Source organism: Halorubrum salinarum, from assembly GCF_013267195.1.
In the GTDB taxonomy this organism is placed as follows: domain Archaea; phylum Halobacteriota; class Halobacteria; order Halobacteriales; family Haloferacaceae; genus Halorubrum; species Halorubrum salinarum.
Window position 1 is genome coordinate 1,027,292 of the sequence record NZ_CP053941.1, and the last position, 25,725, is coordinate 1,053,016.

Sequence of the window (25,725 nt, forward strand, 5' to 3'; positions counted from 1 at the left end):
CCATGGACGAGAAGACCGCCGAACTCCGCGACCTGTTCGTCGAGGCGACCGGCTCGGAGACGGTCACTGAACGCCAGGAGGCGGAGCGCGGGACCCTCGTCGACCGCGACGATGAGTCTGTCGGCGAGGCGGTCCGCAATCTCGTCGCCGCGATGCGCGAGCGGTACGGCTTCTCGACGCCGCTCGGCGACGCCGCCTACGCGCTCGTCGCCCGCGCCCGGTTCGCGGACGAGGGCGACGAGTCGATCGCCGCAGCCCTGCGTGACGAACTGGACGACGGCGACGGCGACGTCGATCCCGACGAAATCGACGCCGAGACCGTCCGAAAGGCCCGCCTCGACCTCCACCTCGTGCGCGAGTCGGACCGCGAGGTCGACGCGGGCGGGGACAGGGGGGGCGATCCCCCGTTCGCGTACGCCGACCTGAAGCGCCTGACTGCGGCCGGGAACTCGATCGTCGAGTGCGCCGAGGAGCTGGACGCGCAGCCGGACGCGGTCGCCCGGTACGCCGCGGTCGCGCGCACCGACATCGCCTCCACGCGGGCGAACGACCGGTTCCGCGACGCGTTCCGCGACCTGCTCACCGACGCCGACATCCAGGGGTCGCTCGCGAGCGACGCCCGCGAGGACGGCCTGCGCGAGGCGACAGAGGACATCGAGACGGACGTTTCCTTATAAGTAGTCGGCCGCGGAGCGGTGACCGACACCGCCAACGCCCCAGCCGCTCGGTGATACGCAGTTGACGGTAGAACAACAGCGAACACCGTCAAAGCCCCAGCCGGGAGGACTCGCGCGGCTCGATGCGGTCCTCGTCGCTCGTTCCACTCGCTCCTGCGGTCCTTACATCGCCGTGCTTCGCCCTCCCGGCTGCCCTTTTGAATCCCGCCCCGCCCCGCACAGCGACCGCACCTCACGCCTCCCCAGCCTCGTCGGCCGGCCTCCGCTTCGCTCCGGCCGCCCGACTCCCTCGCGCGTGCGACTCGCGGCCTTCGGCCGCTCGCCGGCACGCGCCGTCGTTCATTTATAAGCGATGACGCGACGAAACGCGGCGTGACCCTCGTCCCGTTCAGCGACCTGGCGCGCGCGGCGTACTGCCCCCGACAGCTCTACTACGTGCGGCGCGACGACGAGCGCAGCGTGCCCTCGAAGGCGCGCGAGCGGATCGACCTCGCGTTCCGCTACGAGGAGTTGGCCGACGCGCCCGACCGAACGCTCCAACAACTCCCGCTTCACCGATCAGCGGGCGCGTACCGCCGAAATCTGCGTCGGCTGCGCGAGCGCGACGAGTACGAGGCCCTCGTCGACCCCGCGACCGAGCGCGGCTTCCTCTCGGGCAAGGACTGTCACGGTACCGTTCACAAGGTGCTGGAGTTGGGCGAGGAGGGGAGCGATCCGGACGGCGCGGACTCCGCAACCGCGATTCCAACGCTCGTCTCGTCGGGGGAGCCCCCGGAGAACGGCGTCTGGGAGCCGCAGGCGGTCCGCGCCGTCGGGCTCGCGAAGGCGCTGGCGTGGGAGCGGGAACACGAGGTCGACCGCGCGCTGGTCGAGTACCCCGCGGTCGGGGTCGTCCGCGAGGTGCGGCTGACGACCCGGAAGAAGGCCGCGTATCGCACGGCCCTCCGCGCGGCGCGGTCGATCGACGGCCCGCCGCCGCGCGTCGACGACGACCGCTGCGACGCCTGCGACTACGCCGCCGAGTGCGGCACGCGGCGACGGAGCCTGCGGTCGCTACTGGGGTGAGGCGCGTCGGGCGGCCGTGCCGGGCGGTCGAGCCGTGCGGTCGGCACCGCGCTCCGCGAGGCGCGCTCAGGGCGAAAAGGAAGTGCCGCAGTCGGTACAGGTGAACCGGAACCGCGCCTCGTCGGTGAGCTCCGTGTCGTGGACGCGCTCGCCGCCGCACTCGCGGCACTCGACCACGGACCGGATCTGGTCCCAGTCGTGGCGCGCGCCCGGCGCGCCGATCGCCCAGGCGACCACCTCCTCGTCGGCGTCCTCGGGCACGAACCCGGACTGGAACTCGCCGGGGGCGAAGCGGATCGCCTCGTCGGGCCCGACCGTCACGCGCTCGCGGTCGCGGCCGACCTCGAACGTCGCGGTGCCCGAGCGGACGTAGAATACCTCCTCTTGGTCGTCGTGCGTGTGGAGGCCGCCGGAGAAGGCGTCGCCGGGCGCGAGTTCGAAGTAGTTCATCGCGACGTGGTCGGTCCCGAGCGCGCGCGAGACCGGCTTCCGGATGTCGTGGACGCCCATGGGGTTCGTGACGACGTCGACGTCGTCGACCGCGACTCGCTCCATGCGGGCCGGTCGCGAGGGACGCCCCTAACGCTGTCGGCGGTCGCGTCGAGGATCCGTCGGCGAAGCGCGCCTCGCAGTAACGATCGCTCGGTCAAACCTGACGCGACCCGGCAGTTTATACGTGTGTGTGTCGTCCGCATGGGCACGAATGACGCGAGACACTCGCGATCGTTCGGAGGATAGAGGAAGTCGCCTCGCGGCGGCTGGCCGCGAAATTCTCCGGCGATAACGACGACGGGGCACGACCGCCCCGCGGCGGCACCGACCCCGAGACCACCGCAGAGCCGACGGACTCCCTTTTGACCCGAACACCGCTCACAGACCTCGACGAGGTACAGCTGTTAGACACCACCCTGCGCGACGGCGAACAGATGCCGGGCGTCTCGCTGACGCCCGGTGAGAAGGTCCGCGTCGCCCGCGAGCTCGACGCCGCGGGCGTCCACCTGATCGAGGCCGGCTCGGCGTGTACCTCGGAAGGCGAGCGCGAGGCGATCCGGCGCGTCGCCGACGAGGGGCTGGACGCGACGGTGACGAGCTTCGCCCGCGGGGTGAAACGCGACGTGGACCACGCGCTCGGCTGCGGCGTCGACGGCGTGAACCTCGTCGTCCCCGCCTCCGACAAGCACGTCGAGACGAAGGTGGGCTCGACCCGCGACGAGGTCGTCGAGACGACCGTCGAGCTCGTCGAGCACGCGAAGGACCACGGGCTGTGGGTCGAGGTGCTCGGCGAGGACGGCTCGCGGGCCGACCTCGACTACCTCGAACGCCTGCTCGGCGCCGGCCTCGACGCCGGCGCCGACCGGATCTGCTACTGCGACACGGTCGGGGCGGCCGACCCCGAGCGCACCGCCCGGGTCGTCTCGCGGCTCGCCGACCTCGGCCCGACGAGCCTCCACACCCACGACGACCTCGGGTTCGGGCTGGCGAACGTCCACGCGGGGCTGAAGGCGGGCGCCGACACCGTCCACGGCACCGTCCTCGGCGTGGGCGAGCGCGCCGGCAACGTCGCCCTCGAAGAGGTCGCGATCGCGCTCGGCGAGTCGTACGGCGTCGACACCGTCGACCTCTCGCGGCTCTACCGGCTCTGCCGGACCGTCTCCGAGGCGACCGGTGTCGCGCTCCCGCCGAACAAGGCCGTCTGCGGCGCCAACGCCTTCGCCCACGAGTCCGGGATCCACACCGACGGGACGCTGAAGGACGGGACGATGTACGAGCCGTACCCGCCGGAGACGGTCGGGCGCGAGCGCCGGCTCGTCCTCGGCAAGCACGCGGGCCGCGCCGGGGTGAAGGCCGCGCTCGCCGAGCACGACGTGGCGGTCGACGACGACGAGCTGCGCGAGGTCGTCGCCCGCGTCAAGGAGCTGGGCGAGCGCGGCAAGCGCGTCACCGACGCCGACCTGCTCGCGATCGCCGACGACGTGCGGGGGCGCGAGCGCGAGCGCCACGTCGAGCTCGTCGACCTCTCGGCGACCTCCGGCGGCAACCTCCCGACCGCCTCGGTGCGGCTCCGCGTCGGCGACGAGGAGCGCGTCGCCTCGGGCACCGGCGCCGGTCCCGTCGACGCCGGGTTGGAGGCGGTCCGCGCGGCGCTTTCGGGCGACGGGAGCGGCGAGGAGGGGACGGACGGCGGCGTCGCCTTCGACCTCGACTCCTACCACGTCGACGCGATCACGGGCGGCACGGACGCGGTCGTCACCGTCGAGGTCGACCTCTCGCGGGGCGACCGCTCGGTGAGCGTCTCGGCGTCGGACGCGGACATCACCCGCGCGAGCGTCGTCGGGATGGTCGACGGGCTCGACCGCCTGCTCGCGGCCGAGGCCGACGTCGCGGACGCCGAGCCGGGCGCGGTCGCCGACGACTGACGCCGGCGTCTGACGAGGTTTTTACCCGATGGCGTCCGATCTCGGGGTGTGAGCGTCGTCGTCGCGATCAAGCCGTCCGCGCGCAAGCGGAACGCGAAGGTGGGCCGGCTCGTCTTCGAGGACGGGCCGCGCCACGCCTTCGAGAGCCGCGCGGCCGCCGAGCGGTGGGCGGACGACCTCTCGGCGGGCGACGGCCACGTCTGGGTCGCGAGCGCGCACCCCCGAGACGACGGCGACGCGGACTGTTACCTCGTCTCCCGGGCCACGAACGCGAAGCTGGAGGCGGCGTACGACAAGCGCCGCCGGCGGCTCAGGGGCGACCCGGGCTCCGAACAGGAGTCGCTCGGCGGCGAGCCCTGACCCGCGGTCCCTCGCCCGCGGGCGGGTCGGCGCTAGCCCCTTCGCTCGCCGCTACTCGTCTCCGCCCGGGTCGCCGACCACGTCGTCCTCGAACCCGGCGACCGCCTCCATCACCGCCTCGCGGTCGGCGTCGTCGACGTCGAAGGCCCGCAGCGCCTCGTCGAGGTGCGTCGCGACGACCTCGAACTCCGCGTCGGTTATCGCCAGCTCCTCGTGCGCGGTCGCCATCTCCTCGCCCTCGTACTGCATCGGCCCGCCGGTGACGGCGCTCAGGAACTTGGTCTGGTGCGAGCGCTGGTCGGCCATGTCCACGTCGTCGAAGTAGTGGTTCACCCGGTCGTCGTCGAGCACCCGGTCGTAGAACTCGTTGACGACCGCGCCGATGGCCGGTTCGCCGCCGAGGCGTTCGTACAGCGTCTCGTTCGACATACGTCGGCGACGGCCGCCGGCCGTATCACTGTTCCCCTGCGGGACGGGCGTCTCTCCCGCGGCACCGTCTCACGGCGAGTCGTCCGTGGGCGCGCCGTCGCCGGCGGGTGCGTCGGGGTCGGTGCCCGGTCCGGACCCGCGGGCGTCCATCATGTCCGCGGCGCGGGTCGCCCAGTCCGTGTAACGGAAGCCCGCGGCGACGACGAGCGCCATCCAGGCGTACGCGGCGGACACCCCGACGTACGCGCCGGTCGGGCCGAGGCCGGCGGTGCGGCCGAGAACCCACGAGAGGCCCAAGAACAGTCCGAACATGGCCGAGACGCGCGCGACGAGGGGGATCCGCGTCTCGCTGGCGCCCTGGAGCGAGCCGGAGAGCGCGGAGAAGCAGGCGAGGGCGGCGCCGGCGACGCCGTACACCCGCGCGAAGTCGACCGCGGACGCGACCGTCGCCGCGTCGTCGGTGAATATCGGCACGATCCGCGGCGCGGCGACGACGAGCCCGAGCCCGATCGAACCGACCGTGAGCACGCCGAGGCCCGCGACGGCCCACCCGTTGAACCGCGCGGCCTCCGGGTCGCCCTCGCCGAGCGCCTGGCCGACGAGCACCGACGCCGCCACGTTGTAGCCGCGCGAGAGCGGGCCGGTCACCTGCTGGTAGACGCGGCGGCCGATCTGGAAGCCGGCGTTGACCGTCTCGCCGAAGCCTAAGAGGAGCGCGTTGAACGGAAACTCCGCGATCTCGGAGCCGAACCCCTCCAGGACGCGGGGCGCGCTCACGACGAGGAGCTGTTTCGCGATCGTGAGGTCGCGCGGCCACGCGAACTCCGCGTCGGTCCACGAGCCCCAGATGGCGAAACAGAGCAGTCCGGCGGTGAGGACGTTCGCGCCCGCGGTCGCGAGGCCGACGCCGAGGACGTCGAGCCGCGGGAGCCCGAACAGCCCGAGCCCGAGCGTCACCGACCCCGCGATGTTGACGGAGTTGGCGGCGATGTTGACGTACATCGGGGTCCGGGTATCGCCGGTCCCCTGGAGCGCGCGGGCGCCGACGAGGGCGACGTGCCGCGCCGGCGCGGTGGCGAACACGATCGCGAGGTACGTCGAGCCGAGGTCGACGACCGCGGGCGAGGTGCGCTCGCCGACGAGCCGGCCGAACACGCCGATCGCGAACTCGCCGAAAAGAAAGCCGAAGAGGACGAACGGGATCCCGGCGAGCGCGCCGAGCAGGATCGCCTGCGTCACCGCCTCGTCGCGGTTCTCCGCCGCGCCCGCGCCGGTGTCCTGCGAGGAGAGCGCGATGGCGCCGCCGCCGAGGCCGAGGCCGATCCGCAGCGGGAACCGGGCGTACAGGTCGGCGAGCCCGATGGCGACGACGGCGGCCGGCGAGAACAGCGCGGTGACGAGGACGTCCGTCGTCCGCATCGCGGTGCGGAACGTCTGTTCGGCCATGACGGGCCACGCGAGCGAGAACACGCGCCTCCAGACGCGCCGCAGCCGCGGGAAGTCCATCTGTCGTCCGGGACGGTCGCCCGCGGTTTTTACGTGTCGGAGCCGGTCGAGCCGGCCGGTGCGTGCGGGAGCGTCACCACGAAGCGCGCGCCACCGAGGGGCGACTCGCCGGGGGCGAGGGACCCGCCGTACGCCTCGGCGAGCGTGGCGACCAGCCGCAGGCCGCTGACGCCGCCGTCCGGGTCCGCAGCCGACCGATCGTCGGCGAAGAACGACCCGTCTCGAATCTCCGGCGGGAGTCCCGAGCCGTCGTCCTCGACGACGAGCGCGACCTCGTCGTCTGCGACGGCGACGCCGTCCGCGAGCGCGTCGCCGTCGGCGCCGACCCGGACCGCGACGCGGACGGTGACGTCCCGGCCGCCGTGTTCGATCGCGTTCTCGACGAGGTTGTGGACGACCGAGCGCACGCCGTCGTTGGCCGCGACGGGCGCCGCCTCCGGCAGGTCGGCCTCAACCGTCGTGGACTCGCCGTCCGCGACGCTCGCCAGCACGCCCCGCGTCGTCTCCGCGAGGTCGACGCGGCTGGAGTCCGCGTCGCCGAGGATCGCGTCCGCGACCGCGCTCGTCGCCTCGATGCGGTCGAGCCCCTCGTCGGCCTTCGCGGCCACCACCGCGGCGTGGTCGTCGCCGTCGGACTCGGCCGCGAGCAGGTCCGCGTAGCCGTGGATCGTCGAGAGGTCGTTGCGGAGGTCGTGACGGAGGAGGTGGTTCACGAACGAGACGGCCCGGACGGCGTCGCGCGCACGGCGGGCCTCGGCCGCCTGCCGGACCGCGTAGTACCCGGCCGTCGCGCCGCCGAGGCTCCCGGCGCCGGCGGCGACGAGCATCGGGAACAGCGGCTCGACGAGCGGCCGCCCCTCGGCGACGCGGACCGCGAGCGTGGCGGCGAAGGCGCCGACGGCGAGGACGGTGCCGGCGGCGGCCCACCGCGCCACCCGCCACTCCTCGGTCGGGGAGAGGTCACGCGCGGCGATCCGGCGGCCCGTGACGATCACGGCGACAGCGATCCCGCCGTCGAGCGCCAGCGCCAGCAGCGGCCCCGCGGCCCCCGACACGGCGCCGATTTCGGTGCCGTGGTGGATGACGGCGGCGACGAGGGTCCCGACGCCGAGCGCGGAGACGGCGTGGGACCCTCGAAAGGTCGACATTGTGGGAAACAGCGAGGTGACGAGCAAAGTCGTTCCGGATCGGCGAGCGCCCGGCGGCGACGCGGTCCGCGCGGTGGGCGAATCTGGAGGGGTCGGCGAGGCGGACGCCGACAGCGGGCGCGGCCGAACGTTGAAACCCGCGAGCGACCCATCGATCCCATGGACGTCTTCGTGTACGGGACGCTGACCGAACCGGAGCGGGTCGCCGAGGTCGTCGACTCGTTCGTCTTCGTCGGGCCGGCGACCCTCGACGGCCTCCGGCTCGTGGAGGGGCGGTACCCGACGCTCGCGCCGGGCGGCGAGACCGCCGGACGGCTCCTCCGGACGGAGGCGGTCGACGCGCTCGACGCGTACGAGGACGTGGACGGCGGCCTGTACGTCCGCGAGGCCGTGCCGCTCGACGCGCCGGACGACTACCCGGACACCGCCGCGGTGTACGTCGGCGACCCCGACCGCCTCGACGCGGACGCGGCGTGGCCCGGGACCGGACCGTTTCCGGACCGGGTGCGGACGGTGCTCGACGACCGCGACGTGCGGGTGCGGCTGACCCCCCGAGATCCCGTCTGACGGGCGGATGACGACGCCGCAGTCGTGCGGTTTCACTTTCGCTCTGGTAGCCTCACCTTTTTGTATTCCCGTCGCCTCGTTTCACTCGCACGTCACACGCGTGCATTCCCCCCCCTTTACCACCGCGAGCGACCGCGCCGTCGACCCGCATCCGCGGCCCGGATCGGCGGCGTCGGCCCTCGCGGCGACCGCGACGCGGCGGTCGCGCGCCGCGTTCCCCCTGGCGTCCGACCGGAACCGATTAGCGGTCGGCGCGGCGACGAGGTGGCATGCTCAGTCTCGCCGACATCCGGGAGGCGCGCGAGCGCGTCTCGGGCGTCGCCCGGCACACGCCCCTCGAACGGTCGCGCTCCTTCTCGGAGATGAGCGGCGCCGACCTCCACCTCAAACTGGAGAACTTCCAGCGGACCGGCGCGTTCAAGATCCGCGGCGCGATGAACCGGATCCGGACCCTTTCCGAGGCGGAGCGGGAGGCCGGCGTCGTCACCGCGAGCGCCGGCAACCACGCGCAGGGCGTAGCGCTGGCGGCCAACCGCGCGGGCGTCGACGCCACCGTCGTGATGCCGAAGTTCGCGCCCGTCTCGAAGGTGAAGGCGACCCGCGGGTACGGCGCGAGCGTCCGCCTGGAGGGCGTCGACTACGACGAGGCGCAGGCGTACGCCCACCAGTTGGAGCGCGAGGAGGGGCGCACCTACGTCCACGCGTTCGACGACCCCGTCGTGATGGCCGGCCAGGGGACGCTCGGCCTGGAGATCGTCGACGACTGCCCCGACCTGGACACCGTCGTCGTCCCGATCGGGGGCGGCGGCCTGATCTCCGGGGTGGCGGTCGCGATCAAAGAGCAGATTCCGGACGTGCGCGTCGTCGGCGTTCAGGCGGAGGGCGCCGCCTCGGCCGCGAAGTCGCTCGAAGCGGGCGAGGTCGCGGAGATCGACAGCGTCGACACGATCGCCGACGGGATCGCGACGCGGTCGATCGGCGAGGAGACCCTGGCGGTCATGGAGGAGTACGTCGACGAGGTCGTCACCGTCGACGACCGCGAGATCGCCTTGGCCCTCACGCTGCTCTTGGAGCGCGCGAAGACGCTCGTCGAGGGCGCGGGCGCGGTCGCGCTCGCCGCCGTCCTCTCGGACACCTTCGAGTACGACGACGGGGAGACGATCGTCGCCGCGCTCTGCGGGGGCAACATCGACCTCAACCGCCTCGGCACCGTGGTCCGGCGCGGCCTCGTCCAGATGGGTCGGTACCTCAAGATCACGATCGACCTGAAGGACCGGCCCGGCGAACTGGAGCGGGTCTCCAGCATCGTCGCGCGCACCGGCGCGAACGTGTACGCGGTCCACCACGACCGCACCTCCCGCGACGTGGCCGTCAACGCCGCCGAGCTCGAACTCGAATTAGAGACCGACGACGCCGAACACGCCGCCGACATCGTCGACGCGCTCGAAGCCGAGGGATACGACGTGGAGATCCTGTCGTAGATCGGGCGAGCACTGCGAGTATTTATAAATAGGACTGCGGTGGCGCGTGCCGGTGAGCGGCCGACAGGCCGCGAACCGCACGCGCGAGGGACGCGGTGAGTGAGGGGCGACCGCAGGGAGCCCCGAACGAGCCGCGAGGCTGGGGAGGCGTGAGGTGCTGTGCGGTCGCTGTCGGGTGGGACTCAAAGGGGCAGCCGTGAGGACGAAGCCCGGCGCAGTAAGCACCGCAGCGAAGGAGCAAAGCGACTGAGCGAGGAGCACAGCAAGCCGCGCGAGTCCTCGCGGCTGGGGCTTTGAAGCCGTTCGCCGTCGATCTACGGTCAGCGATGTATAAGCGAGCGGCTGGGACTTTGAAATCGTTCGCCGCCGATTCACAGCCGGTTATTTATAAATGAACGGTCGACCCGCGGTCTATCAGTCGTCGGACCCCGAAAGCGAGACCGAGCGGAGATACGTAAGAAACCGCGGAACTACGCGATTATCAGTCGTCCGCGGCCGCGGCGTCGACCTCGCCCTCGTACAGCTCGCCGGCGCGCTCGCGGTCGGAGAGGTACTCGTCGGCGTCGAGCGCGGCCTTCACGCCCATACCGCTCGCGGTGGCCGCCTGCTGGTAGTGGAAGTCGACCACGTCGCCGGCGCCGAACAACCCCTCGACGCCGGTCCGGGTCTGCCCGCCGCCGCGGCCGCCCTTGGTGATCAGGTAGCCGTCGTCGTCGGTCTCGATACCGGTTCCCTCCAGGAAGTCCGTGTTCGGCGTGTGGCCGATGGCGTAGAAGACGGCGCCCACGTCGAAGTCGTACTCGTCGACCTCGTCGGCGGTCGCGGGGTCGTCGAGCTTCTCTTTCGGGTGGCCGTCGGGGTGCTCGACGAGCGTCACGCGGTCGATGCCGTCCTCGGGGGTGCCGTGGATCTCGGTGAGCTCGGTGTTGAGGAGCAGTTCGATGTCGCCCTCCTCGACGGCGTCCATCGTGCGCTCGATCCACACGTCCTCGGCGCGGAACTCCTCACGGCGGTGGGCGACGTACACCGTGTCCGCGAACTTCGTCAGGAAGTTCGCCTCCTCCATCGCGGCGTCGCCGCCGCCGACGACGAGCATGTCCTCGTCGCGGAAGAACGCGCCGTCGCAGGTCGCGCACGTCGAGAGCCCGTACCCCATCAGCTCGTCCTCGCCGGGGACGCCGAGCGTCCGCGCGCTGGCGCCCGACGCGGCGATGACGGCGTCGGCGGTGTAGGCGTCGCCGTCGGTGAGAGCGACGCGGAAGTGGCCCGCGGGCTCCTTCGAGACGTCCTCGATGACGCCGTTGCGGGCCTCGGCGCCGAACTTCTCGGCCTGCTCTTTCATGTCGTTGATCAGGCCCGGCCCGGAGACGCCCTCGGGGAAGCCGGGGTAGTTCTCCACGTCGGTCGTCAGCGTGAGCTGGCCGCCCGGCTCGTCGCCCTCGATGAGCAGCGGGTCGTTGTTCGAGCGGGCGGCGTAGATCGCCGCCGAGAGCCCCGAGATACCGGTGCCGGCGATGATGAGTCGACGGTGTTCGACGATGTCGTCGGTCATGTGATCCGGTTCGCCGGCGCGCCGTATGTACGTTGCGACCGTTGCGCGATTCCCGCACGACCGTCCTCACGAACCGCGACGACCGCCCTACTGTACCGCGACGACCGCCCCCTCGAACCGCGACGACCGCACCACCGTACCCCGACCCGCACCTACCGCACCGCGACGAACACGCTCCGGTCGTCGGCCGGGCCGTAGCCGTCGACGGTGTCGATCTCGTCGAACCCGGCCGCCGCGAGCGCGTCGGCGATCTGCTCGTCGGCGAACGGCGTCATCCGGCGGGCGTCGACGAAGGGGTCGCCGTCGGGCGTGAACGTCACCGCCCGCCAGTCGAGGCGGCCGTCGCCGGTCGCGACGTGGTGCGCGACGCGGACGTACTCGACCGCGCCGTCCGCGTCGCGGCCAACGTCGAGTCCGGGTCGGTTCCCCTCCGGCGGCAGCGGGGAGTTGTCGAAGACGAGGGCGCCGCCCGGCCGCAGGCGGTCGCGGAGCGCGGCCAGCGCGGGGCCGAGGTCCGCGGGCGCGAGGTGGTTCACGACGCCGCGGATCGCGACGGCCGCGTCGAACGGGCCGGCGTCGCCCAGATCCGGGTCGGGCAGCCCCGTCCGGCGGAACTCGGCGCCGCCGTCGCCGTCGAGGTCGGCGCACTTCTCGCGCGCGACGCCGAGCATCCCCTCGTGGACGTCTATCGCGGTCACGTCGAGCCCGCCGGCGGCGAGCCGGTGCGTGTGCTCGCCGGTGCCGCAGCCGACCTCCAGCAAGCGCTCGGGGTCCACCCCGCGGTCGGCGAGCGCGTCGCGGACGAAGGCGACGTCGCGGTCGTAGTCCCACTCGGACTGGATCGCGTCGTACAGCCGCGGGCGCTCGTCGTAGAGACCGTCGGGCATGTCGGGCGCGTCGCGGGCCGGCGCCGAATGCGTTACGGCGCCGTGCGACATCGTGCCATCCGTCGGTCCCGTGCGGTCAGTCCGTCGGGAACTCGGGCGGGAGCCCGGTGGGCTGCGTCGGCGCGTCGTCGAGCGCCTCGAAGAACCGCCCGGCGACGAACGCCTCGACGACGTCCGCCAGCGACTCGGACTCCGAGACCTCGCTCAGGATGCCGAGCGGGACCTGCGCGCCGGCCATCGCCGCGTGGCCCCCGGCGGAGCCGACGGGGTCGAGCGCGTCGCGCAGCAGCTCGCCCGCGTCGAGGTCCGCGCCGCGGGCGCGGGCGGAGCCGTAGATGACTCCCTCCATGTACCCGTAGACGAACGTCACCGTCACGCCCTCCAGGTCGAGGAGCCGCTCGGCGGCCTGCGCGAGCGCGTCGCGGTCGGCGATCTCGCCGACGCAGGAGGCCGCCACCGACCCCCGCACGTCCCGGTTCTCGATGGCAGCCGCGAGGACGCGCAGCGTCTCCGGGCTCACGCTCGGGCTCTCGACGCGTTCGAGCGTCGACTCGTCGGCGTGTGCGAGCAGCGCGGCCGCCGCCTCGAAGTCGTCGATGGCGGTCGCGCGCGTGAAGTCCTTCGTGTCGATCCGGATCCCGTACAGGAGCGCCGTGGCGAGGTCCCGCTCCGGCGCGATCCCGTACCGCGAGAGGTACTCCGAGATGAGCGTGCTCGTCGCGCCGACCGCGGGGCGGATGTCGACGAACGACCCCGCGACCGGCCCCCGCGGCGGGTGGTGGTCGACGACGACGTCCACCGGGTGGCCCTCGGGGAGACTGTCGTTGATCCCCGAGCGGGAGTGGTCGACCAGGGCGACCCCCCCGTAGGCGTCGAGGTCGATCTCGTCGAACGAGCGGAGCCGGATGTCGAGGAGGTTCACCATCGCGCGGTTCTCCTGGTGCGCGATCTCGCCGCCGTAACAGGCGTCGGCCTCGACGCCGATCGAGGCCGCGATCCGCGCCAGGCCCAGCGCGCTCGCGATGGCGTCCGGGTCGGGGTTGTCGTGGGCGACGACGAGCAGCGGCCCCGGGAGCCGCCGGAGCGTCGCGAGCAGTCGGGCGGGCTTCTCGCCGCCGTCGGCGGGGGCGAACTCCGCGTTCGGGTCGGGGTCGGTGGCGTCGTCGAGGCCGACCGCCGCGAAGACGCGGTCGGCGACCGCCTCGACCGGGTCGACCACGCGGTCGGCGACCGCCTCGACCGCCGCGCGCTGCTCGTCCGTCGGCGCCGTCCCGAGGTGCGCGACGATCAGCGCCTCCGGGTACCGCTCGCGGGCCGCGCGAGCGGCGACGACGTTGCGCTCGGCGTCGTCGCTCGCGATCAGCACGACGCCGGCGCTGTCGGGGTAGGTCCCGGGGTCGGTCGGGTCGGCCTCGACGGTGGCGACGTTGCGGTCGCGCAGCGTCGACACCCAGCCGGTGTCGTCGGTGATCGCCACCAGGTCGTCGCGCTCGCCGCGCCCGTCGCGGGCGTGTTCGACGAGCGCGTTCCCGACCGCGCTACAGCCGAGCAGCAGGCGCCGGGTCATAGGGACGCGACGGGACCGCGAGGCAAAACGCTGCCGTCGCCGCGGCGGGAGCGGCCGTCGGCGTCGCGCCCGACCGCGCGTCGGTCCCGAGTCACTCCCCGTCCCCCGCGGGGTCGCCCCCGCCGCGGAGCGCCCCGTTCACCGCGGCGGCGACGTCGACCGCGGCGCGGTTCTCGGCCACGTCGTGGACCCGGACGATGTCGGCGCCGCGGTCGGCCGCGAGCGCGGTGCCGGCGACCGTCGCGTGCTCGCGGTCGTCGGCGTCGCGCCCGACCGCGCCGTACAGCGACTTGTGCGAGTGGCCGACGAGGACGGGGCAGCCGAGCGCCGCGAACTCGCCGCAGCGGGCGAGCAGTTCGAAGTCCTCCGCCGGCGACTTCCCGAAGCCCAGCCCGGGGTCGACGATGACACGGTCGCGGTCGATGCCGGCCGTGTCCGCCAGCGCGAGCCGCTCGCGCAGGGCGTCGACGACCTCGCCGACCACGTCGTCGTACTCGGGGTCGGCGTCCGGGTCGACCGGCGCGTCAAGGCTGTGCATCACGATCACCGGGCAGTCGGCGTCGGCGACGACCGAGCGCATCTCGGGGTCCTCCAGCCCGGTCACGTCGTTGATGACGTCCGCGCCAGCGTCGAGCGCCGCCTCGGCGACCGCGGGCTTGCGCGTGTCGACCGAGACCAGCACCTCGCCGGAGCCGACCGCGGGCACCGACTGGATCGCCTCGATCGTCGGGACGACCCGCTCGATCTCCTCCTCGACGGGGACCGGCTCCGCGCCCGGGCGGGTCGACTCCCCGCCGACGTCGACGACATCGACCCCGGCGTCGACCATCCGCTCGACGCCCGCGACCGCGTCGTCGAGGTCGGCGTGGCGCCCGCCGTCGTGGAACGAGTCCGGCGTGACGTTGAGCACGCCCATCACCGCGGTGCGGTCGGTCCACGGGTATCCGGGGGCGTCTGGATCGGCCGCGTCGCCCTCCCCCTCCGTTCCGCCGGTTCCGTCAGCGTCGATCCCGGCCGCCGCGGCGAGGTCGGCCGCCACGCCGCCGAGCCCGTCGCCGTCGGCCGCGTCGAGGCGGGCGACGAGCGCGCGCAGCTCCGCGACCGTGCCCGCGACGGTGACCGGGACCTGCTCGCCGGCGGCCCCGCGGTCCTCGTCCGCCCCGAGCCCCCCGAGCGCGGCGTCGCCGCCGACCGCTCGGGCCTCGCTCGCGACGCGCTCGGCCCGGTCGCCGCGCAGCCGGAGCGTGAGGACGCGGTGGTCGACGCCGTTCCGGTGGGCCGCGACGCCCTCGGGCGGGACGCCGGCCGTGTCGAGGGCGTGCGCCGCGTCGTCGGGCCCCCGGACCGTCCGCTCGCGGACCGTCCGGACGGTCGCCGCCCGGGCCTCGGCGACCGCGAACAGCGAGCCGACGAGCAGCACGCAGTCGCCGTCGGCGGCGCGGTCGGTCGCGGTCGCGAGCGCGTCCGCCACGTCGTCGCCGGCCGTCACCTCGTCGACGCCCGCCGACCGGAGCGCGGCCGCGAGGACCGCGGGGTCCTCGGCGCGGTCGATGGCGGGGCGACAGGTGACCGCCGTCGCCGCGTCCGGGAGCCCGGCCGCCGTCTCGGCGTGGTCCTTGTCGTGCATCGCGGCGTACACGAGGTGGAGGTCGTCGTAGTCGTACTCGTCGAGCGTCGCGGCGAGCGTGCGGGCGGCCGCGGGGTTGTGCGCGCCGTCGAGGACGGTCAGCGGCGCCGTGTCGACCACCTCGAACCGCCCCGGCCACGTCGCCCGCGCGAGGCCGTCGCGCACGGCGCGGTCGGGGAGGTCGGTCCCCAGCGCCGCCGCGGTCCGGTCCGCGAGCGCGACGGCGACCGCCGCGTTCGCGGCCTGATGGCGCCCGACGAGCGGGATCCGGTAGGTCCCCTCGCGCTCGCCGGCGAGCGAGACCGCGGCGTCGGTGGCGCTGACGCGGCCCTCGTAGGTCGCGGCGAGCGCGGGCGAGTCGTCGGTCTCGTCGCCCTCCTGAGTCGACCCCCCCTCGTTGCCGTCGCCGTCGCCGGTCACTCGCGTCACCGGCGCGCCGGCCTCGACGGCGACCTCGCGGACCACGTCCAGCGCCTCGCCCTCGCAGGCGGTGACGAACGGCGCGTCGGGGCGGGCGATCCGGGCCTTCGTGCGAGCGATCTCCCCGATCGTGTCGCCGAGGACCGCGGTGTGTTCGAGGGAGACGTTCGTGACGGCGGTCGCGACGGGGTCGACCGCGCTCGTCGCGTCGTACTCGCCGCCGAGGCCGACCTCCAGGACCGCCACGTCGACCTCGCGGCGCGCGAACTCCCGGACCGCCATCGCCGTCACGACCTCGAAGAAGGTGAGCGGCTCGCCGGCGGCGGCGCGGTCGATCAGCCACGGGCGCACCTCCGCGACAAAGTCGGCGATCGCCGACTCGGTCGTCTGCCGGCCGTCGACGCGGACGCGCTCGGCGAGCGACGAGAGGTGCGGCGAGGTGTAGAGGCCGACCGACAGCCCCGCCTCGCGGAGGACCGACTCCGTCAGCCGCGCCGCGCTGCCCTTCCCGTTCGAGCCGGCGATCTGGACGAACGGGACCTCCTCGTGCGGGTCCCCGAGGTGCGCGAGCAGCGCCTCCACCCGCTCCGTCCCGGGCTTGACCGAGAAGCGGCGGAGGTCGAAGAGGAACGCCGCCGCCTCGTGGTAGTGCATGTCCCGTGGGTCGGCGGCGCGTCGCTTAGGCGTAACGGACCGGGACGCGCGGCGGCGAGAGGCAACCCTTACGCGCGCGGCGACCGGACTCGGTCGCATGGACGAGACAGCGACCGCCGACGCGGGCGGGAGCGGGACCGCCGGGGCGGACGCGGGGGGCTCGGACGCGCCCGCGGGCGACCCCGTCGTCGTCGGCGAGGGGGTCCGGAAGGCGTACGGCGACGTCGACGCGCTCGACGGGGTCGACCTCGACGTGGCCGCCGGCGAGGTGTTCGGGCTCATCGGCCCCAACGGCGCCGGGAAGACGACGCTGGTGCGCGCGCTCACCGGGACGACCGAGGCCGAGGGCGACCTGCGCGTCTTCGGCGCGCCGCCCCGCGAGGTCGACCCGAGCCGGATCGGGCTGCTCCCGCAGTCGTTCGACCCGCCCGCGCGGCTCACGGCCCGCGAGCTGGTCGACTACTACGGCGGCCTCTACGACGCGGCCCGCGACACCGAGGCGGTCCTCGACGACGTGGGGATGGCCGACGACGCCGACGCCTGGTACGAGACGCTCTCGGGCGGACAGAAGCGCCGCACCTGCGTCGCGACCGCGGTCGTCAACGACCCCGACCTCCTCTTCCTCGACGAGCCGACGACGGGGATCGACCCCGCCGGCCGGCGGGCGATCCACCGCCTGATCGAGCGGCTCGCGGCCGACGGCACCACCGTCTTCCTCACGAGCCACGCGATGGACGAGGTCGAGCGGCTCGCCGACCGCGTGGCCATGCTCCGCGACGGGCGGGTCGTCGCGAGCGGGGCGCCGGACCGGCTGGTCGCCGAGCACGGCGGCGCGCCGCGGCTCGACGCCGCGACCGCGGGGCCGGCGACGGAGGAGACCGCCGCGGCGGTCGCGGCCGGCGTCCGCGAGCGACTCGGCGATGACCCCTCCGTCGAGGCGACCGACGGGGGGCTCCGGGTGCGCGGCGTGCGGCCCGAGGCGATCGGCGCCGCCGTCGACGCGCTCGACGGCGCCGGGGTCGCCTTCGACTCGCTGTCGTGGTCGGAGCCGTCGCTGGAGGACGTGTACCTGCGGCTGACCGGCGAGGAGTACGCGCGGCGGGGAGGGGATACAGAGGAGACGCCGGCCGCGGCAGTGGACGGAGGCGAGCGATGACCCGGCTCGGGCGGATCGGGACCGAGGCGGTCGCGGCGGCGCGGTCGTTCACCCGGCGCCGGACCGCGGTGTTCTTCACGTTCTTCTTCCCGGTCATCCTCGTCGTCATCTTCGGCGCGCTGGTGCGGACGCAGCCGACCGGCGGCGGCCTCTTCGCCGAGCCGGCGGGCTACTACATTCCCGGCTACCTCGCGGTCGTCGTCCTGTTCACGCCGCTGTCGCGGGTCGGCTCCGAGATCGCGCGCCACCGCGACGGCGGGCGGTTCGAGAAGCTGGCGACCACGCCCCTCTCCCGCGCCGAGTGGCTCGTCGCGCACACGCTCGTCAACGTCGGCATCATCGGCGCCGCGAGCCTGCTCATCCTCGGCCTCGTGGTGGGGGTGACCGACGCGACGCTCGTCGTCTCGCCGGCGCTGGCCGCCCTGCCGGTCTTCGTCGCGGTCGCGGTCGCGCTCTTCTGCGGGCTCGGCGCCGTCCTCGGCGCGCTCGCCGACTCGCAGGACGGCGTGATCGCCGCGAGCAACACGGTCGCGCTCCCCCTGCTCTTCCTCTCCGAGACGTTCGTCACCCCGGCGCTCCTGCCGGAGTGGTTCCTGCCCGCGGTCGCCGCCTCGCCGCTGACGTACTTCGCGCGCGGGACCCGGGCGATCACCTTCACCGGCGGGCAGTGGGCCGGCGACCTCCTCGTGTTGACCGCGCTCGCGGCCGGCTTCCTCGCGGTCGGCGCGTACGCGGTGCCGCGGACGGAGTGACCCGGTCGGAACCGTCCATTTATGTCCGCAGACCGCGTCCGGAGGGAACGAGAGGGTAAGCGTTGACCACCGTTCACTTCACCTGTCCGGACTGCGAGCAGACCATCGAGGTCAACGACGCGATGCGGGAGACCATCCTCGACACCGGCTGCCCGGTGTGCACCGCGGCCGCGGCGGAGGAGGACTTCGCCGTGACGTGCGAGTGACCGTCGCGACCCGATGGCGTCGGTTCGACGCCGGACCCCGTCGGAAACCGGAGCGACGCGCTCGCCGCCGCTCCGTCCCCGCGATCGCCACGCGTTCGCACATCGCATCCGGTTGCTGAGCCTTTTTGCGTCGACCGCGACAACCGTTCGGCGATGACGCCCGAACTCGACGAGATCGATCTGGGAACCGTGCCGCTGGGTCGGACCGGCCTGCGGACGAGCGAGCTCCAGTTCGGCACGTGGCGGTTCGGCCGCGTGACCGAGGCGGGGAACGTTGAGATCGACGAGGAGCGCGCCCACGAGCTGCTCGACGCCTACGAGACCGCCGGCGGGCGGTACATCGACACCGCCGACGTGTACGGCGGCGGCGACTGCGAGCGCTGGATCGGCGACTGGCTCGCCGAGCGCGACCGCGAGCGCTACACCGTCGCCTCGAAGGTGTACTGGCAGATCCGCGACGGCGACCCGAACAGCCGCGGGACGAACCGCAAGAACGTGCGCCACCGCGTCGACGCCCTGCTCGACCGGCTCGACACCGACTACGTCGACGTCCTCTACATCCACCGCTGGGACGACGAGACCCCCGCCCGCGAGCTGATGAAGACGCTGAACGGGCTCGTCGAGTCCGGGAAGGTCCACTACCTCGGCGCCTCGACGCTCCGCCCGAACGCCTGGAAGGTCGCCCGCGCCAACGAGATCGCCCGCAGCGAGGGCTGGGAGCCGTTCACGGTGCTCCAGCCGCGCTACAACCTCGTCGACCGCGAGATCGAGGGGGAGTACTTGGAGTTCGCGCGCCAGCGGAACCTCGCCGTCTCCCCGTGGAGCCCGCTCGGACAGGGCTTCCTGACCGGGAAGTACGACCGCGACGCCGACCTGCCCGGCGACTCGAAGGCGGCGGAGTCGAGTCGGTTCCAGGAGGCGTACCTCACCGAGGAGAACTTCGACGTCCACGACGAGCTGGACGCGGTCGCCGACGAGGTCGGCGCCTCGCCCGCCCAGACCGCGCTCGCGTGGCTCTCGCACCGCGACGGCGTCACGGCGCCGATCGTCGGCGCCCGGACCGTCGACCAGCTGCGAGAGAACCTCGCGGCCGCGGCGATCGACCTCTCGGACGAGCAGGTCGACCGCCTGACGGCGGCCAAGCCGGGCCCGTACGACGAGCTCTGAAGCGAGTGGGCGCGGTCGCCGGCTACCGCTCCGCGCAGTAGTCGACGAAGTTCCGCAGGATCTTCAGCCCCGTCTCGCCGCTCTTCTCGGGGTGGAACTGCGTGCCGAACACGTTGCCCGCCTCGTTGGCGACGACCGCCGGGAAGTCGACCCCGTAGTCGGCGGTGGCGACGACCGCGTCGGCGTCGTCCGGCGCGGCGTAGTAGGAGTGGACGAAGTAGGCGTGCTCGCCGTCGACGGACCCGCCGGCGGACGCGGCCGCCCCCGACTCCCCCGCCCCGTCGACCCCGTCGACGATCGGGTGGTCGCGCTCGACTTCGAGCTCGTTCCAGCCCATGTGCGGCACCTTCCGGTCGACCTCGAAGCGGACGTTGGTGCCGGGGATCAGGTCGAGCCCCGTCACCTCGCCTTCGCCCGCGTGGTCGGCCTCCTCGCTCGTCGTGAGGAGCATCTGCATCCCGAGGCAGATCCCGAAGAGGGGGCGCCCCGCCTCGGCGTGGTCGGTCAGCGCCTCGCGCAGCGGGCCGGCGTTCTCCATCCCTTCACGGAACGCGCCGACGCCGGGGAGGACGACGCCGTCGGCGGCCGCGAACGCCTCGGGGTCGTCGGTGATCTCGACGGACGCGCCCGCGCGCTCCAGCCCGCGGGTCGCGGACCGGAGGTTCCCGAGCCCGTAGTCCACGAGCGCGACGGACACCTCGGCGTCCGTTGGTGATTCGTCCATGGTTCCGGTTCGCGACCGCGGTGGAAGTCAGTTTCCATCCGGGAACTGTTACATAGCGGTATAGAGTCGTGTGTATATATTAACAGCAACACTTTTGAAACGCCAGTAAAAGCATCAAATGGACACCTCATGGCGCAACGACGCAAATTCCTCAAGATCGCGGGTGCGGCAAGTATCGTTGGACTCGCAGGCTGTAGCGGCGGCGGCGACGGGTCCGACGGCGGCGACGGCTCCGACGGCGGCGACGGGATGGACGGGTCCGACGGATCCGACGGGTCTGACGGGTCTGACGGCTCCGACGGCGGCGACTCGCAGATGTCGTTCGGCGGCGACGGGAAAGTCGACTTCGGCATCTCGCCGTCGGTCCCGCAGGAGGACCTCGAGGTGCAGTACTCCCCGCTGCTCGACCACGTGGGGAGCTATCTGAAGGAGAACTACGAGGTCCCCGACGGCCTCTCGGTCGAGGGGAACGTCGGCAGTAACTACAGCGCGATCATCCAGTCGCTCGGCCAGGGCACGACCGACGTCGCGGAGACGGGGCCGTTCGCGGCCGCCCTCGGCGTGAAGACCGGGAACGCGGAGATCATCCTCCAGCGGTTCGGCTACGGCGGCTGGACGTACAAGAGCATCATCGCGACGCCGAACGACAGCGACATCACGGAGCTGTCGGACCTGTCCGGCAAGACCGTCGCCTTCTCCGACCGCCTGTCGACCAGCGGTGCGCTGTACCCGCTGTACAGCATGTCGAGCGAGGGCGGCCTCGACATCGGCAGTCTGCCCGAGGGCGACGGCTCGCAGGCCGAGTTCGACGCCCGCTTCGCCGGCGGTCACGTCGGCTCGTACACCCTCCTCGAGCAGGGGCAGGTCGACGCGGCGGCGATGGGCGGCTTCGTCCGCGACACCGGCACCGGCCCCGCGCCGGACGCCTGGCAGGAGGTCGCCACCACGCTCCACGAGGACGAGGGGCTGCCGCGCGCGCCGATGGTGGTGTCGCCCGAACTGAGCGACGACGTGAAGTCCGCCATTCAGGAGTCGTTCCTCGAGGCGCCGGACAGCATCTACTACGGCGCCGACGGCGAGTCCGACACCGACGACGACCTCTGGTTCAGCAAGGTCCGCGAGGCGAGCCAGGAGGACTACCAGTCCGTCATCGACGTCGCCAACGAGCTCGGCGTCGGCACGGACATCTTCGACCAGTAAGGCCTCGTCTCCAACTTCGGATCACTTTTCACCCGATCCCTCCCCTTTCGGACAACGTCACACGCTATGCCAACGATCGAATTCGAAAACGTCACCAAGAGATACGGCGAGGACACCGTCGCCCTCGACGACGTATCGTTCACCATCTCCGAGGGCGAATTCGTCATCCTCCTCGGTCCCTCCGGCGCCGGCAAGTCGACGATGCTCCGCGTGTTGAACGGACTCACGCAGCCCACCGAGGGGTCCGTCCGCATCGGCGACGAGGAGATTCAGGGTAACCGCAGCAGCGTCGGCATGGTGTTCCAGGAACACTACCTCATTGAGAGCAAGACCGCGTTCGGCAACGCGCTGTCGGGCGCGCTCTCCCGGAACGGCCTCCTCCGGAGCGCCCTCGGGATGCACGACGACGACGACAAGCGGACCGCCCTGGAAGCCCTCCAGACGGTCGGCCTCCTCGACGAGGCGGGACAGCGCGCCGAGTCGATGAGCGGCGGGCAGAAACAGCGCGTCGGGATCGCCCGCGCGCTGGTTCAGAACCCCGAGATCGTCCTCGCCGACGAGCCGGTGGCCAGCCTCGACCCGAAGGCCGCCCGCGACGTGATGCGCTACCTCAAGAAGGCCGCGACCGAGCAGGACCTCACGACGATCACCAGCCTCCACCAGGTGAACATCGCGCGCGAGTTCGGGGATCGGTTCCTCGGGATCCGCGACGGCGAGGTGATCTTCGACGGCGACGCCGACGACCTCACGATGGACGAGATGGACCGGATCTACTACGGCAGCGCACAGGACGGCAAGACGGTCCCGACCGGGACGACGAGCGAGGAACTGGGCGAGACCGACGCCGAGGCCGACGCGGCCGCAGACGGGGGGCGAGAGGCGTGAGTTCCCCGTCCGACTCCGCGATCGCCGACCAGTTCCGCTCGCTCGAACGGCTCCGGCGCCTCAAGTACCTGCTGTGGAGCGCGCTGCTCGCCGCCGTCCTCGGCGTCACCTACTGGGGGCTCGGCTTCATCGGGTTCCAGCCGAACGTCGTCGCCGGACGGCTCCCGGCGATGTACGAGTTCATCGCGACCGGCTTCTTCCCCCCCGACTTCCAGAACTTCACGATCTACACCAAAGACCAGGGGATCACGGGGCTTCAGGCGATCCCGGCGAGCTTCGGCGAGGGCGGCGCCCGCATCGTCGAGAGCTTCCAGTCGCCGCGGCAGACGCTGGTGAAGGCGAGCCTCGTGACGCTCCTCCTCGGCTTCATGGGCACCGTGTTCGCCTTCCCGTTCGCGCTGATCCTCGGCGTGCTCGGCAGCGAGCGCGTCACGCCGTTCCCGTTCAACTTCATCTTCCGCGGGACCCTCAGCGGCATCCGCGCCATCCCCGCGATCGTCTGGATCTTCCTGTACATCCCCGTCGGGCCGCCGGGACAGGTGACGGCGGTGCTCGCGATCGCGACCGACAGCATCGGGAACCTCGGCCGCCTGTTCACCGACGACCTCGAAGAGATCGAGGAGGGGCCGATCGAGGCGATCCGGTCGACGGGCGCCTCGGGCACCCAGACCGTGAGCTTCGGGATGCTGAGTCAGGTGTCGCGCTCCTTCATCGCGTGGACGCTGTACATCTTGGAGATCAACACCCGGATCGCCATCTCGCTCGGGGTCGTCGGCGCCGGCGGCCTCGGGCTGATGATCCGGAACAGTCAGGACCTCTTCGAGTTCCAGCAGACCGCCGCGGGGCTGGTGATGGTGTTCATCGTCGTCCTCGGCATCGAGCTCATCTCCTCGCGGATCCGCGCCCGGCTCCGCCCCGGCGAGCACGAGGGGAAGGGACTGATCGAAGCGATCCGCGGCCTGTTCGACGCGAAGAAGTGGCTCGGTATCGGCGACGGTCCCAAGCGGGACTGAGCGCCTAAAACTCGCCGAGCCGCGACTGGCCGTCGCCGTTTTCGCCGCGCTCTCCGACGCCGCTCAGCTCCGCCGCACGAGCGATCGTCTCGAAGAAGCCGTCGCGTTGACTCCGGTCGTACAGCGTCGCCGCCGGGTGGACCGACAGGAGGACGCGCCGCGACGCGCCGGCGAGCCGCGCGTCAACCACGTCGCCGGACGCCGAGGTGATCGCCACCGACCGGTCGAGGAGGTGCTCGCTCGGCACCTTCCCGAGCGTCACGATCAGCGCCGGGTCGAGGCGGTCGATCTCCGCTTCGAGGTGGCCCCGGCAGTTCGACAGCTCCTCGGTCGTCGGGTCCCGGTTGTCGGGCGGGCGGCACCGGACGCAGTTCGTGATCCGCACGTCGGCGCGGGCGAGCCCCGCGTCGCGTAGCGCCTCGTCGAGCACGTCGCCCGACCGCCCGACGAACGGCTCGCCCTCCTCGTCCTCGGTGGCGCCCGGCCCCTCGCCGACGAACAGCAGGTCCGCGTCCGTCGGGCCGACGCCGTCGACGATCCGGCTCCGCGAGGCGACCAGTTCCGGGCACCGCTCGCAGGCGGGCACGCGGAGGTCCTCGTCGAGCCCGTCGCCGCCGTGTTCGCTCATACCCACGGATCCGGGCGCGGCCGTCTAAGGTGCGTCGGTCGCTCCGGGCGATCGCTCGCCCGCCGTCGCCTCGCGGTGCGCGCTCGCCGCGAGCGCGGCGATCCGGAGCGGCTCGCAGCGACGGAACCCATCACGGGTGAGCCCCTTGACCGCCGCCGCGGCGCGCTCGGGGTCGAGGCCGACCGCGCGGACGAACCGGGGCTCGTCGGCCTCGCCGTCCGCGTCCGCGGAGCCGACCGGAACGCGGGCCGGCAGCGAGCGGTACGTCGCGAGGCGGTCGGCGAGCGCGTCGCCGTCGAACGCGTCGCGCAGGGCCGGTTCGAGCCCGGGGCTCGCCTCGTAGCTCACGGCGTACACCGGCCGGTCGAGCGTCTCGCGGAGTCGGTCGAGGTCGAGGAGGTTGAACCACGCCGGCGCGACCCCCGCGCAAGCGACGTGCCGGACGTCCTCGCGACCGAGCGCGCGCCAGCAGTCGATCACGGCGTCGGTCGCGTCGGTCCCCCCGACGGTACACCGCGCGAACGCGACGCCGTCGGGCGTCCCGTCGGCGCGGACGACGACGCCGGCCGCGTAGCTAACGTCGCGGGCGTCGGAGAACGCGACGCCGAGCGTGCGGCTCGGCGCGGTCACTCACGCGTCCTCGGACTTGATCTCCTGGAGCCGATCGAGAAGCTCGTCGTTCGAGGCGCCGGGCTCGTAGTCGACGGACCCCTGGTGGGTCTCCTGGGCAGCCCGGACACCGTCGTCGTCGTCGAAGTCCGCGTCCAGGTCCTGATTCTCCTGTTCGGACTCGTCGTAGCTGCCGAAGCCCATCTGTGTGTAAAGTTAACGGCGGGTGTCAAATAAATCCACGGCCGCCCGCGGGGGAGAGACGCCGCGCGGCCGCGGCTGTACCCTTTTGTCGCTCCGCGAGCGAGTACGGACATGGAGCCGATCACCGTCACCGCGGACGCGGAGGAGTTCACCTGTAACGCGTACCTCGCCGTCGGGGACGCGACGACGCTCGTCGACGCGGGAACGATGCCGGGCGTCGACGACGTGATCGCCGACGCGCTCGACGACGCCGGCGTCGACGGGCTCGACCGCGTCGTGATCACCCACCAGCACCACGACCACGTGGGCGAGCTCGACGCGGTGGTCGACCGCTTCGACCCCCGGGTGTTCGCGTACGCGGACCACCCGCGCCGCGACGTGGCGCTCGAAGACGGTGACGAGGTGCTCGTCGGGAGCGAGGCGTGCGAGGTCGTCCACACGCCCGGCCACGCCGACGACCACGTCTCGCTCGTCGGCGAGGAGCGGCTCTACTCCGGCGACGTGGTCGTCTACAACGACGGCGCCTTCGACGACGGCTCGTTCGGCCGCACCGACATGGCCGGCCAGTCCCGCGAGCGCCTGATCGAGAGCCTCCGCGAGATCCTCGACCGCCTGCCCGACACGACCGCGGCGATGTTCCCCGGCCACGGCGACGTCTACCGCGCCGCCGACGGGCCGGACACCGTCCGCGAGGTGATCGAGCGCGCGACGGAGCGCGCCGAGCGACGCGAGCCGAAGTACCCCGACGAGTGAGCGCGGGGCGCGACCGAGACCGGGGTCGTGAGGGAGACGCGCGGCTGGCCGTCGAGAGGGAATAGCTCGGA

General features: G+C 72.7%; 26 protein-coding genes. 14 read left to right on the plus strand and 12 right to left on the minus strand.

All coding sequences use genetic code 11. The features are described from left to right. Positions 1-2: 2 nt before the first annotated feature. Together HPS36_RS05230 and HPS36_RS05235 are read left to right on the plus strand one after the other, a co-directional pair. On the plus strand, positions 3-677 hold the full coding sequence (locus HPS36_RS05230; RefSeq protein ID WP_173228923.1) for a hypothetical protein: 675 nt from the start codon (positions 3-5) through the stop codon (positions 675-677). 372 nt (positions 678-1,049) lie between these two features. Next, positions 1,050-1,742: a CRISPR-associated protein Cas4 gene (locus tag HPS36_RS05235; RefSeq protein WP_173228925.1), complete on the plus strand. Its 693-nt coding sequence runs from the start codon at positions 1,050-1,052 to the stop codon at positions 1,740-1,742. A 66-nt stretch (positions 1,743-1,808) separates the two neighbouring features. Here HPS36_RS05235 and HPS36_RS05240 read toward each other — a convergent pair whose 3' ends face one another. Next, positions 1,809-2,297 carry a cupin domain-containing protein gene (locus HPS36_RS05240; RefSeq protein ID WP_121563702.1) on the minus strand — a complete coding sequence of 163 codons (489 nt, stop codon included), beginning with the start codon at positions 2,295-2,297 and terminating at the stop codon, positions 1,809-1,811. Positions 2,298-2,596: 299 nt separating this feature from the next. Between HPS36_RS05240 and HPS36_RS05245 the strand changes: the two genes are divergently transcribed. Both HPS36_RS05245 and HPS36_RS05250 read left to right on the plus strand, forming a co-directional pair. Further along, complete coding sequence (locus HPS36_RS05245; RefSeq protein WP_173228927.1) at positions 2,597-4,159, plus strand: (R)-citramalate synthase; 1,563 nt, start codon at positions 2,597-2,599, stop codon at positions 4,157-4,159. Positions 4,160-4,207: 48 nt separating this feature from the next. Further along, a complete protein-coding gene (locus HPS36_RS05250) occupies positions 4,208-4,519 on the plus strand; it encodes a hypothetical protein (RefSeq protein ID WP_053772484.1) in 312 nt (103 codons plus the stop codon). Between the two features lie 51 nt (positions 4,520-4,570). Here HPS36_RS05250 and HPS36_RS05255 read toward each other — a convergent pair whose 3' ends face one another. The 3 genes from HPS36_RS05255 to HPS36_RS05265 all read right to left on the minus strand — a co-directional run bounded on the left by HPS36_RS05255 (position 4,571) and on the right by HPS36_RS05265 (position 7,602). Next, complete coding sequence (locus tag HPS36_RS05255) at positions 4,571-4,948, minus strand: group I truncated hemoglobin (RefSeq protein ID WP_137717239.1); 378 nt, start codon at positions 4,946-4,948, stop codon at positions 4,571-4,573. 69 nt (positions 4,949-5,017) lie between these two features. Next, positions 5,018-6,454 carry an MATE family efflux transporter gene (locus HPS36_RS05260; protein ID WP_173228929.1) on the minus strand — a complete coding sequence of 479 codons (1,437 nt, stop codon included), beginning with the start codon at positions 6,452-6,454 and terminating at the stop codon, positions 5,018-5,020. Positions 6,455-6,483: 29 nt separating this feature from the next. Next, positions 6,484-7,602 (minus strand): ATP-binding protein, encoded by a 1,119-nt coding sequence (locus HPS36_RS05265; RefSeq protein WP_173228931.1) that lies wholly within the window; start codon positions 7,600-7,602, stop codon positions 6,484-6,486. Between the two features lie 159 nt (positions 7,603-7,761). On the opposite strand from HPS36_RS05265, the gene HPS36_RS05270 reads away from it, so the two are divergent. Continuing rightward, positions 7,762-8,169 carry a gamma-glutamylcyclotransferase family protein gene (locus tag HPS36_RS05270; protein WP_173228933.1) on the plus strand — a complete coding sequence of 136 codons (408 nt, stop codon included), beginning with the start codon at positions 7,762-7,764 and terminating at the stop codon, positions 8,167-8,169. A gap of 269 nt (positions 8,170-8,438) precedes the next feature. Further along, positions 8,439-9,650 (plus strand): threonine ammonia-lyase, encoded by a 1,212-nt coding sequence (ilvA, locus tag HPS36_RS05275; RefSeq protein WP_173228935.1) that lies wholly within the window; start codon positions 8,439-8,441, stop codon positions 9,648-9,650. A 481-nt stretch (positions 9,651-10,131) separates the two neighbouring features. Here the strand turns inward: ilvA and HPS36_RS05280 are convergent, their stop codons facing one another. The 4 genes from HPS36_RS05280 to folP form a co-directional block, all read right to left on the minus strand. After that, positions 10,132-11,202: an NAD(P)/FAD-dependent oxidoreductase gene (locus HPS36_RS05280; RefSeq protein WP_173228937.1), complete on the minus strand. Its 1,071-nt coding sequence runs from the start codon at positions 11,200-11,202 to the stop codon at positions 10,132-10,134. A 152-nt stretch (positions 11,203-11,354) separates the two neighbouring features. After that, the gene (locus HPS36_RS05285; RefSeq protein ID WP_173228939.1) at positions 11,355-12,089 is read right to left on the minus strand and encodes a class I SAM-dependent methyltransferase; all 735 of its coding nucleotides are present in this window, start codon (positions 12,087-12,089) and stop codon (positions 11,355-11,357) included. 76 nt (positions 12,090-12,165) lie between these two features. Continuing rightward, a complete protein-coding gene (locus HPS36_RS05290) occupies positions 12,166-13,656 on the minus strand; it encodes a DHH family phosphoesterase (protein WP_173228941.1) in 1,491 nt (496 codons plus the stop codon). A gap of 91 nt (positions 13,657-13,747) precedes the next feature. Continuing rightward, positions 13,748-16,357: a dihydropteroate synthase gene (gene folP, locus HPS36_RS05295; protein WP_173228943.1), complete on the minus strand. Its 2,610-nt coding sequence runs from the start codon at positions 16,355-16,357 to the stop codon at positions 13,748-13,750. A gap of 97 nt (positions 16,358-16,454) precedes the next feature. Between folP and HPS36_RS05300 the strand changes: the two genes are divergently transcribed. The 4 genes from HPS36_RS05300 to HPS36_RS05315 all read left to right on the plus strand — a co-directional run bounded on the left by HPS36_RS05300 (position 16,455) and on the right by HPS36_RS05315 (position 19,638). After that, positions 16,455-17,513, plus strand: coding sequence for an ABC transporter ATP-binding protein (locus tag HPS36_RS05300; RefSeq protein ID WP_173228945.1), 1,059 nt, complete (start codon positions 16,455-16,457; stop codon positions 17,511-17,513). After that, entirely contained in the window at positions 17,510-18,265 is a 756-nt protein-coding gene (locus HPS36_RS05305) for an ABC transporter permease (protein ID WP_173228947.1), read from the plus strand. The genes HPS36_RS05300 and HPS36_RS05305 overlap by 4 nt, the downstream gene beginning before the upstream one ends. Positions 18,266-18,327: 62 nt before the next feature. Continuing rightward, complete coding sequence (locus HPS36_RS05310; protein WP_121563677.1) at positions 18,328-18,471, plus strand: DUF7560 family zinc ribbon protein; 144 nt, start codon at positions 18,328-18,330, stop codon at positions 18,469-18,471. 153 nt (positions 18,472-18,624) lie between these two features. Continuing rightward, the gene (locus HPS36_RS05315; protein ID WP_137717248.1) at positions 18,625-19,638 is read left to right on the plus strand and encodes an aldo/keto reductase; all 1,014 of its coding nucleotides are present in this window, start codon (positions 18,625-18,627) and stop codon (positions 19,636-19,638) included. A 22-nt stretch (positions 19,639-19,660) separates the two neighbouring features. Here HPS36_RS05315 and hisH read toward each other — a convergent pair whose 3' ends face one another. Continuing rightward, entirely contained in the window at positions 19,661-20,362 is a 702-nt protein-coding gene (hisH, locus tag HPS36_RS05320; RefSeq protein WP_121563674.1) for an imidazole glycerol phosphate synthase subunit HisH, read from the minus strand. 129 nt (positions 20,363-20,491) lie between these two features. Here hisH and phnD point away from each other — a divergent pair, with 129 nt between their 5' ends. The 3 genes from phnD to HPS36_RS05335 all read left to right on the plus strand — a co-directional run bounded on the left by phnD (position 20,492) and on the right by HPS36_RS05335 (position 23,460). Further along, complete coding sequence (gene phnD, locus HPS36_RS05325) at positions 20,492-21,562, plus strand: phosphate/phosphite/phosphonate ABC transporter substrate-binding protein (protein ID WP_121563672.1); 1,071 nt, start codon at positions 20,492-20,494, stop codon at positions 21,560-21,562. 66 nt (positions 21,563-21,628) lie between these two features. Further along, positions 21,629-22,447, plus strand: a complete 819-nt coding sequence (phnC, locus tag HPS36_RS05330; RefSeq protein ID WP_137717250.1) for a phosphonate ABC transporter ATP-binding protein — start codon at positions 21,629-21,631, stop codon at positions 22,445-22,447. Next, a complete protein-coding gene (locus HPS36_RS05335) occupies positions 22,444-23,460 on the plus strand; it encodes a PhnE/PtxC family ABC transporter permease (protein ID WP_121563668.1) in 1,017 nt (338 codons plus the stop codon). Before phnC ends, HPS36_RS05335 begins: the two co-directional genes overlap by 4 nt. Before the next feature lie 4 nt (positions 23,461-23,464). On the opposite strand, the gene HPS36_RS05340 is transcribed toward HPS36_RS05335, so the two are convergent. The 3 genes from HPS36_RS05340 to HPS36_RS05350 are packed head-to-tail and all read right to left on the minus strand — an operon-like array spanning position 23,465 to position 24,901. Further along, entirely contained in the window at positions 23,465-24,088 is a 624-nt protein-coding gene (locus HPS36_RS05340; protein WP_173228948.1) for a uracil-DNA glycosylase, read from the minus strand. 24 nt (positions 24,089-24,112) lie between these two features. Beyond that, complete coding sequence (locus HPS36_RS05345) at positions 24,113-24,718, minus strand: endonuclease dU (RefSeq protein WP_173228950.1); 606 nt, start codon at positions 24,716-24,718, stop codon at positions 24,113-24,115. After that, positions 24,719-24,901, minus strand: a complete 183-nt coding sequence (locus HPS36_RS05350) for a DUF5786 family protein (RefSeq protein WP_007995123.1) — start codon at positions 24,899-24,901, stop codon at positions 24,719-24,721. It lies immediately after the preceding gene. Positions 24,902-25,012: 111 nt separating this feature from the next. Here HPS36_RS05350 and HPS36_RS05355 point away from each other — a divergent pair, with 111 nt between their 5' ends. Further along, on the plus strand, positions 25,013-25,654 hold the full coding sequence (locus tag HPS36_RS05355; RefSeq protein WP_173228952.1) for an MBL fold metallo-hydrolase: 642 nt from the start codon (positions 25,013-25,015) through the stop codon (positions 25,652-25,654). Positions 25,655-25,725 lie beyond the last annotated feature (71 nt).

Bases quoted from the DNA above. Each gene is read 5' to 3' on its own strand.
- HPS36_RS05230 (WP_173228923.1), top strand. From the start codon at position 3: ATGGACGAGAAGACCGCCGAACTCCGCGACCTGTTCGTCGAGGCGACC.
- HPS36_RS05240 (WP_121563702.1), bottom strand. From the start codon at position 2,297: ATGGAGCGAGTCGCGGTCGACGACGTCGACGTCGTCACGAACCCCATG.
- HPS36_RS05255 (WP_137717239.1), bottom strand. From the start codon at position 4,948: ATGTCGAACGAGACGCTGTACGAACGCCTCGGCGGCGAACCGGCCATC.
- HPS36_RS05260 (WP_173228929.1), bottom strand. From the start codon at position 6,454: ATGGACTTCCCGCGGCTGCGGCGCGTCTGGAGGCGCGTGTTCTCGCTC.
- HPS36_RS05265 (WP_173228931.1), bottom strand. From the start codon at position 7,602: ATGTCGACCTTTCGAGGGTCCCACGCCGTCTCCGCGCTCGGCGTCGGG.
- HPS36_RS05270 (WP_173228933.1), top strand. From the start codon at position 7,762: ATGGACGTCTTCGTGTACGGGACGCTGACCGAACCGGAGCGGGTCGCC.
- ilvA (WP_173228935.1), top strand. From the start codon at position 8,439: ATGCTCAGTCTCGCCGACATCCGGGAGGCGCGCGAGCGCGTCTCGGGC.
- HPS36_RS05280 (WP_173228937.1), bottom strand. From the start codon at position 11,202: ATGACCGACGACATCGTCGAACACCGTCGACTCATCATCGCCGGCACC.
- HPS36_RS05285 (WP_173228939.1), bottom strand. From the start codon at position 12,089: ATGCCCGACGGTCTCTACGACGAGCGCCCGCGGCTGTACGACGCGATC.
- HPS36_RS05290 (WP_173228941.1), bottom strand. From the start codon at position 13,656: ATGACCCGGCGCCTGCTGCTCGGCTGTAGCGCGGTCGGGAACGCGCTC.
- folP (WP_173228943.1), bottom strand. From the start codon at position 16,357: ATGCACTACCACGAGGCGGCGGCGTTCCTCTTCGACCTCCGCCGCTTC.
- HPS36_RS05300 (WP_173228945.1), top strand. From the start codon at position 16,455: ATGGACGAGACAGCGACCGCCGACGCGGGCGGGAGCGGGACCGCCGGG.
- HPS36_RS05305 (WP_173228947.1), top strand. From the start codon at position 17,510: ATGACCCGGCTCGGGCGGATCGGGACCGAGGCGGTCGCGGCGGCGCGG.
- HPS36_RS05315 (WP_137717248.1), top strand. From the start codon at position 18,625: ATGACGCCCGAACTCGACGAGATCGATCTGGGAACCGTGCCGCTGGGT.
- hisH (WP_121563674.1), bottom strand. From the start codon at position 20,362: ATGGACGAATCACCAACGGACGCCGAGGTGTCCGTCGCGCTCGTGGAC.
- phnD (WP_121563672.1), top strand. From the start codon at position 20,492: ATGGCGCAACGACGCAAATTCCTCAAGATCGCGGGTGCGGCAAGTATC.
- phnC (WP_137717250.1), top strand. From the start codon at position 21,629: ATGCCAACGATCGAATTCGAAAACGTCACCAAGAGATACGGCGAGGAC.
- HPS36_RS05340 (WP_173228948.1), bottom strand. From the start codon at position 24,088: ATGAGCGAACACGGCGGCGACGGGCTCGACGAGGACCTCCGCGTGCCC.
- HPS36_RS05350 (WP_007995123.1), bottom strand. From the start codon at position 24,901: ATGGGCTTCGGCAGCTACGACGAGTCCGAACAGGAGAATCAGGACCTG.
- HPS36_RS05355 (WP_173228952.1), top strand. From the start codon at position 25,013: ATGGAGCCGATCACCGTCACCGCGGACGCGGAGGAGTTCACCTGTAAC.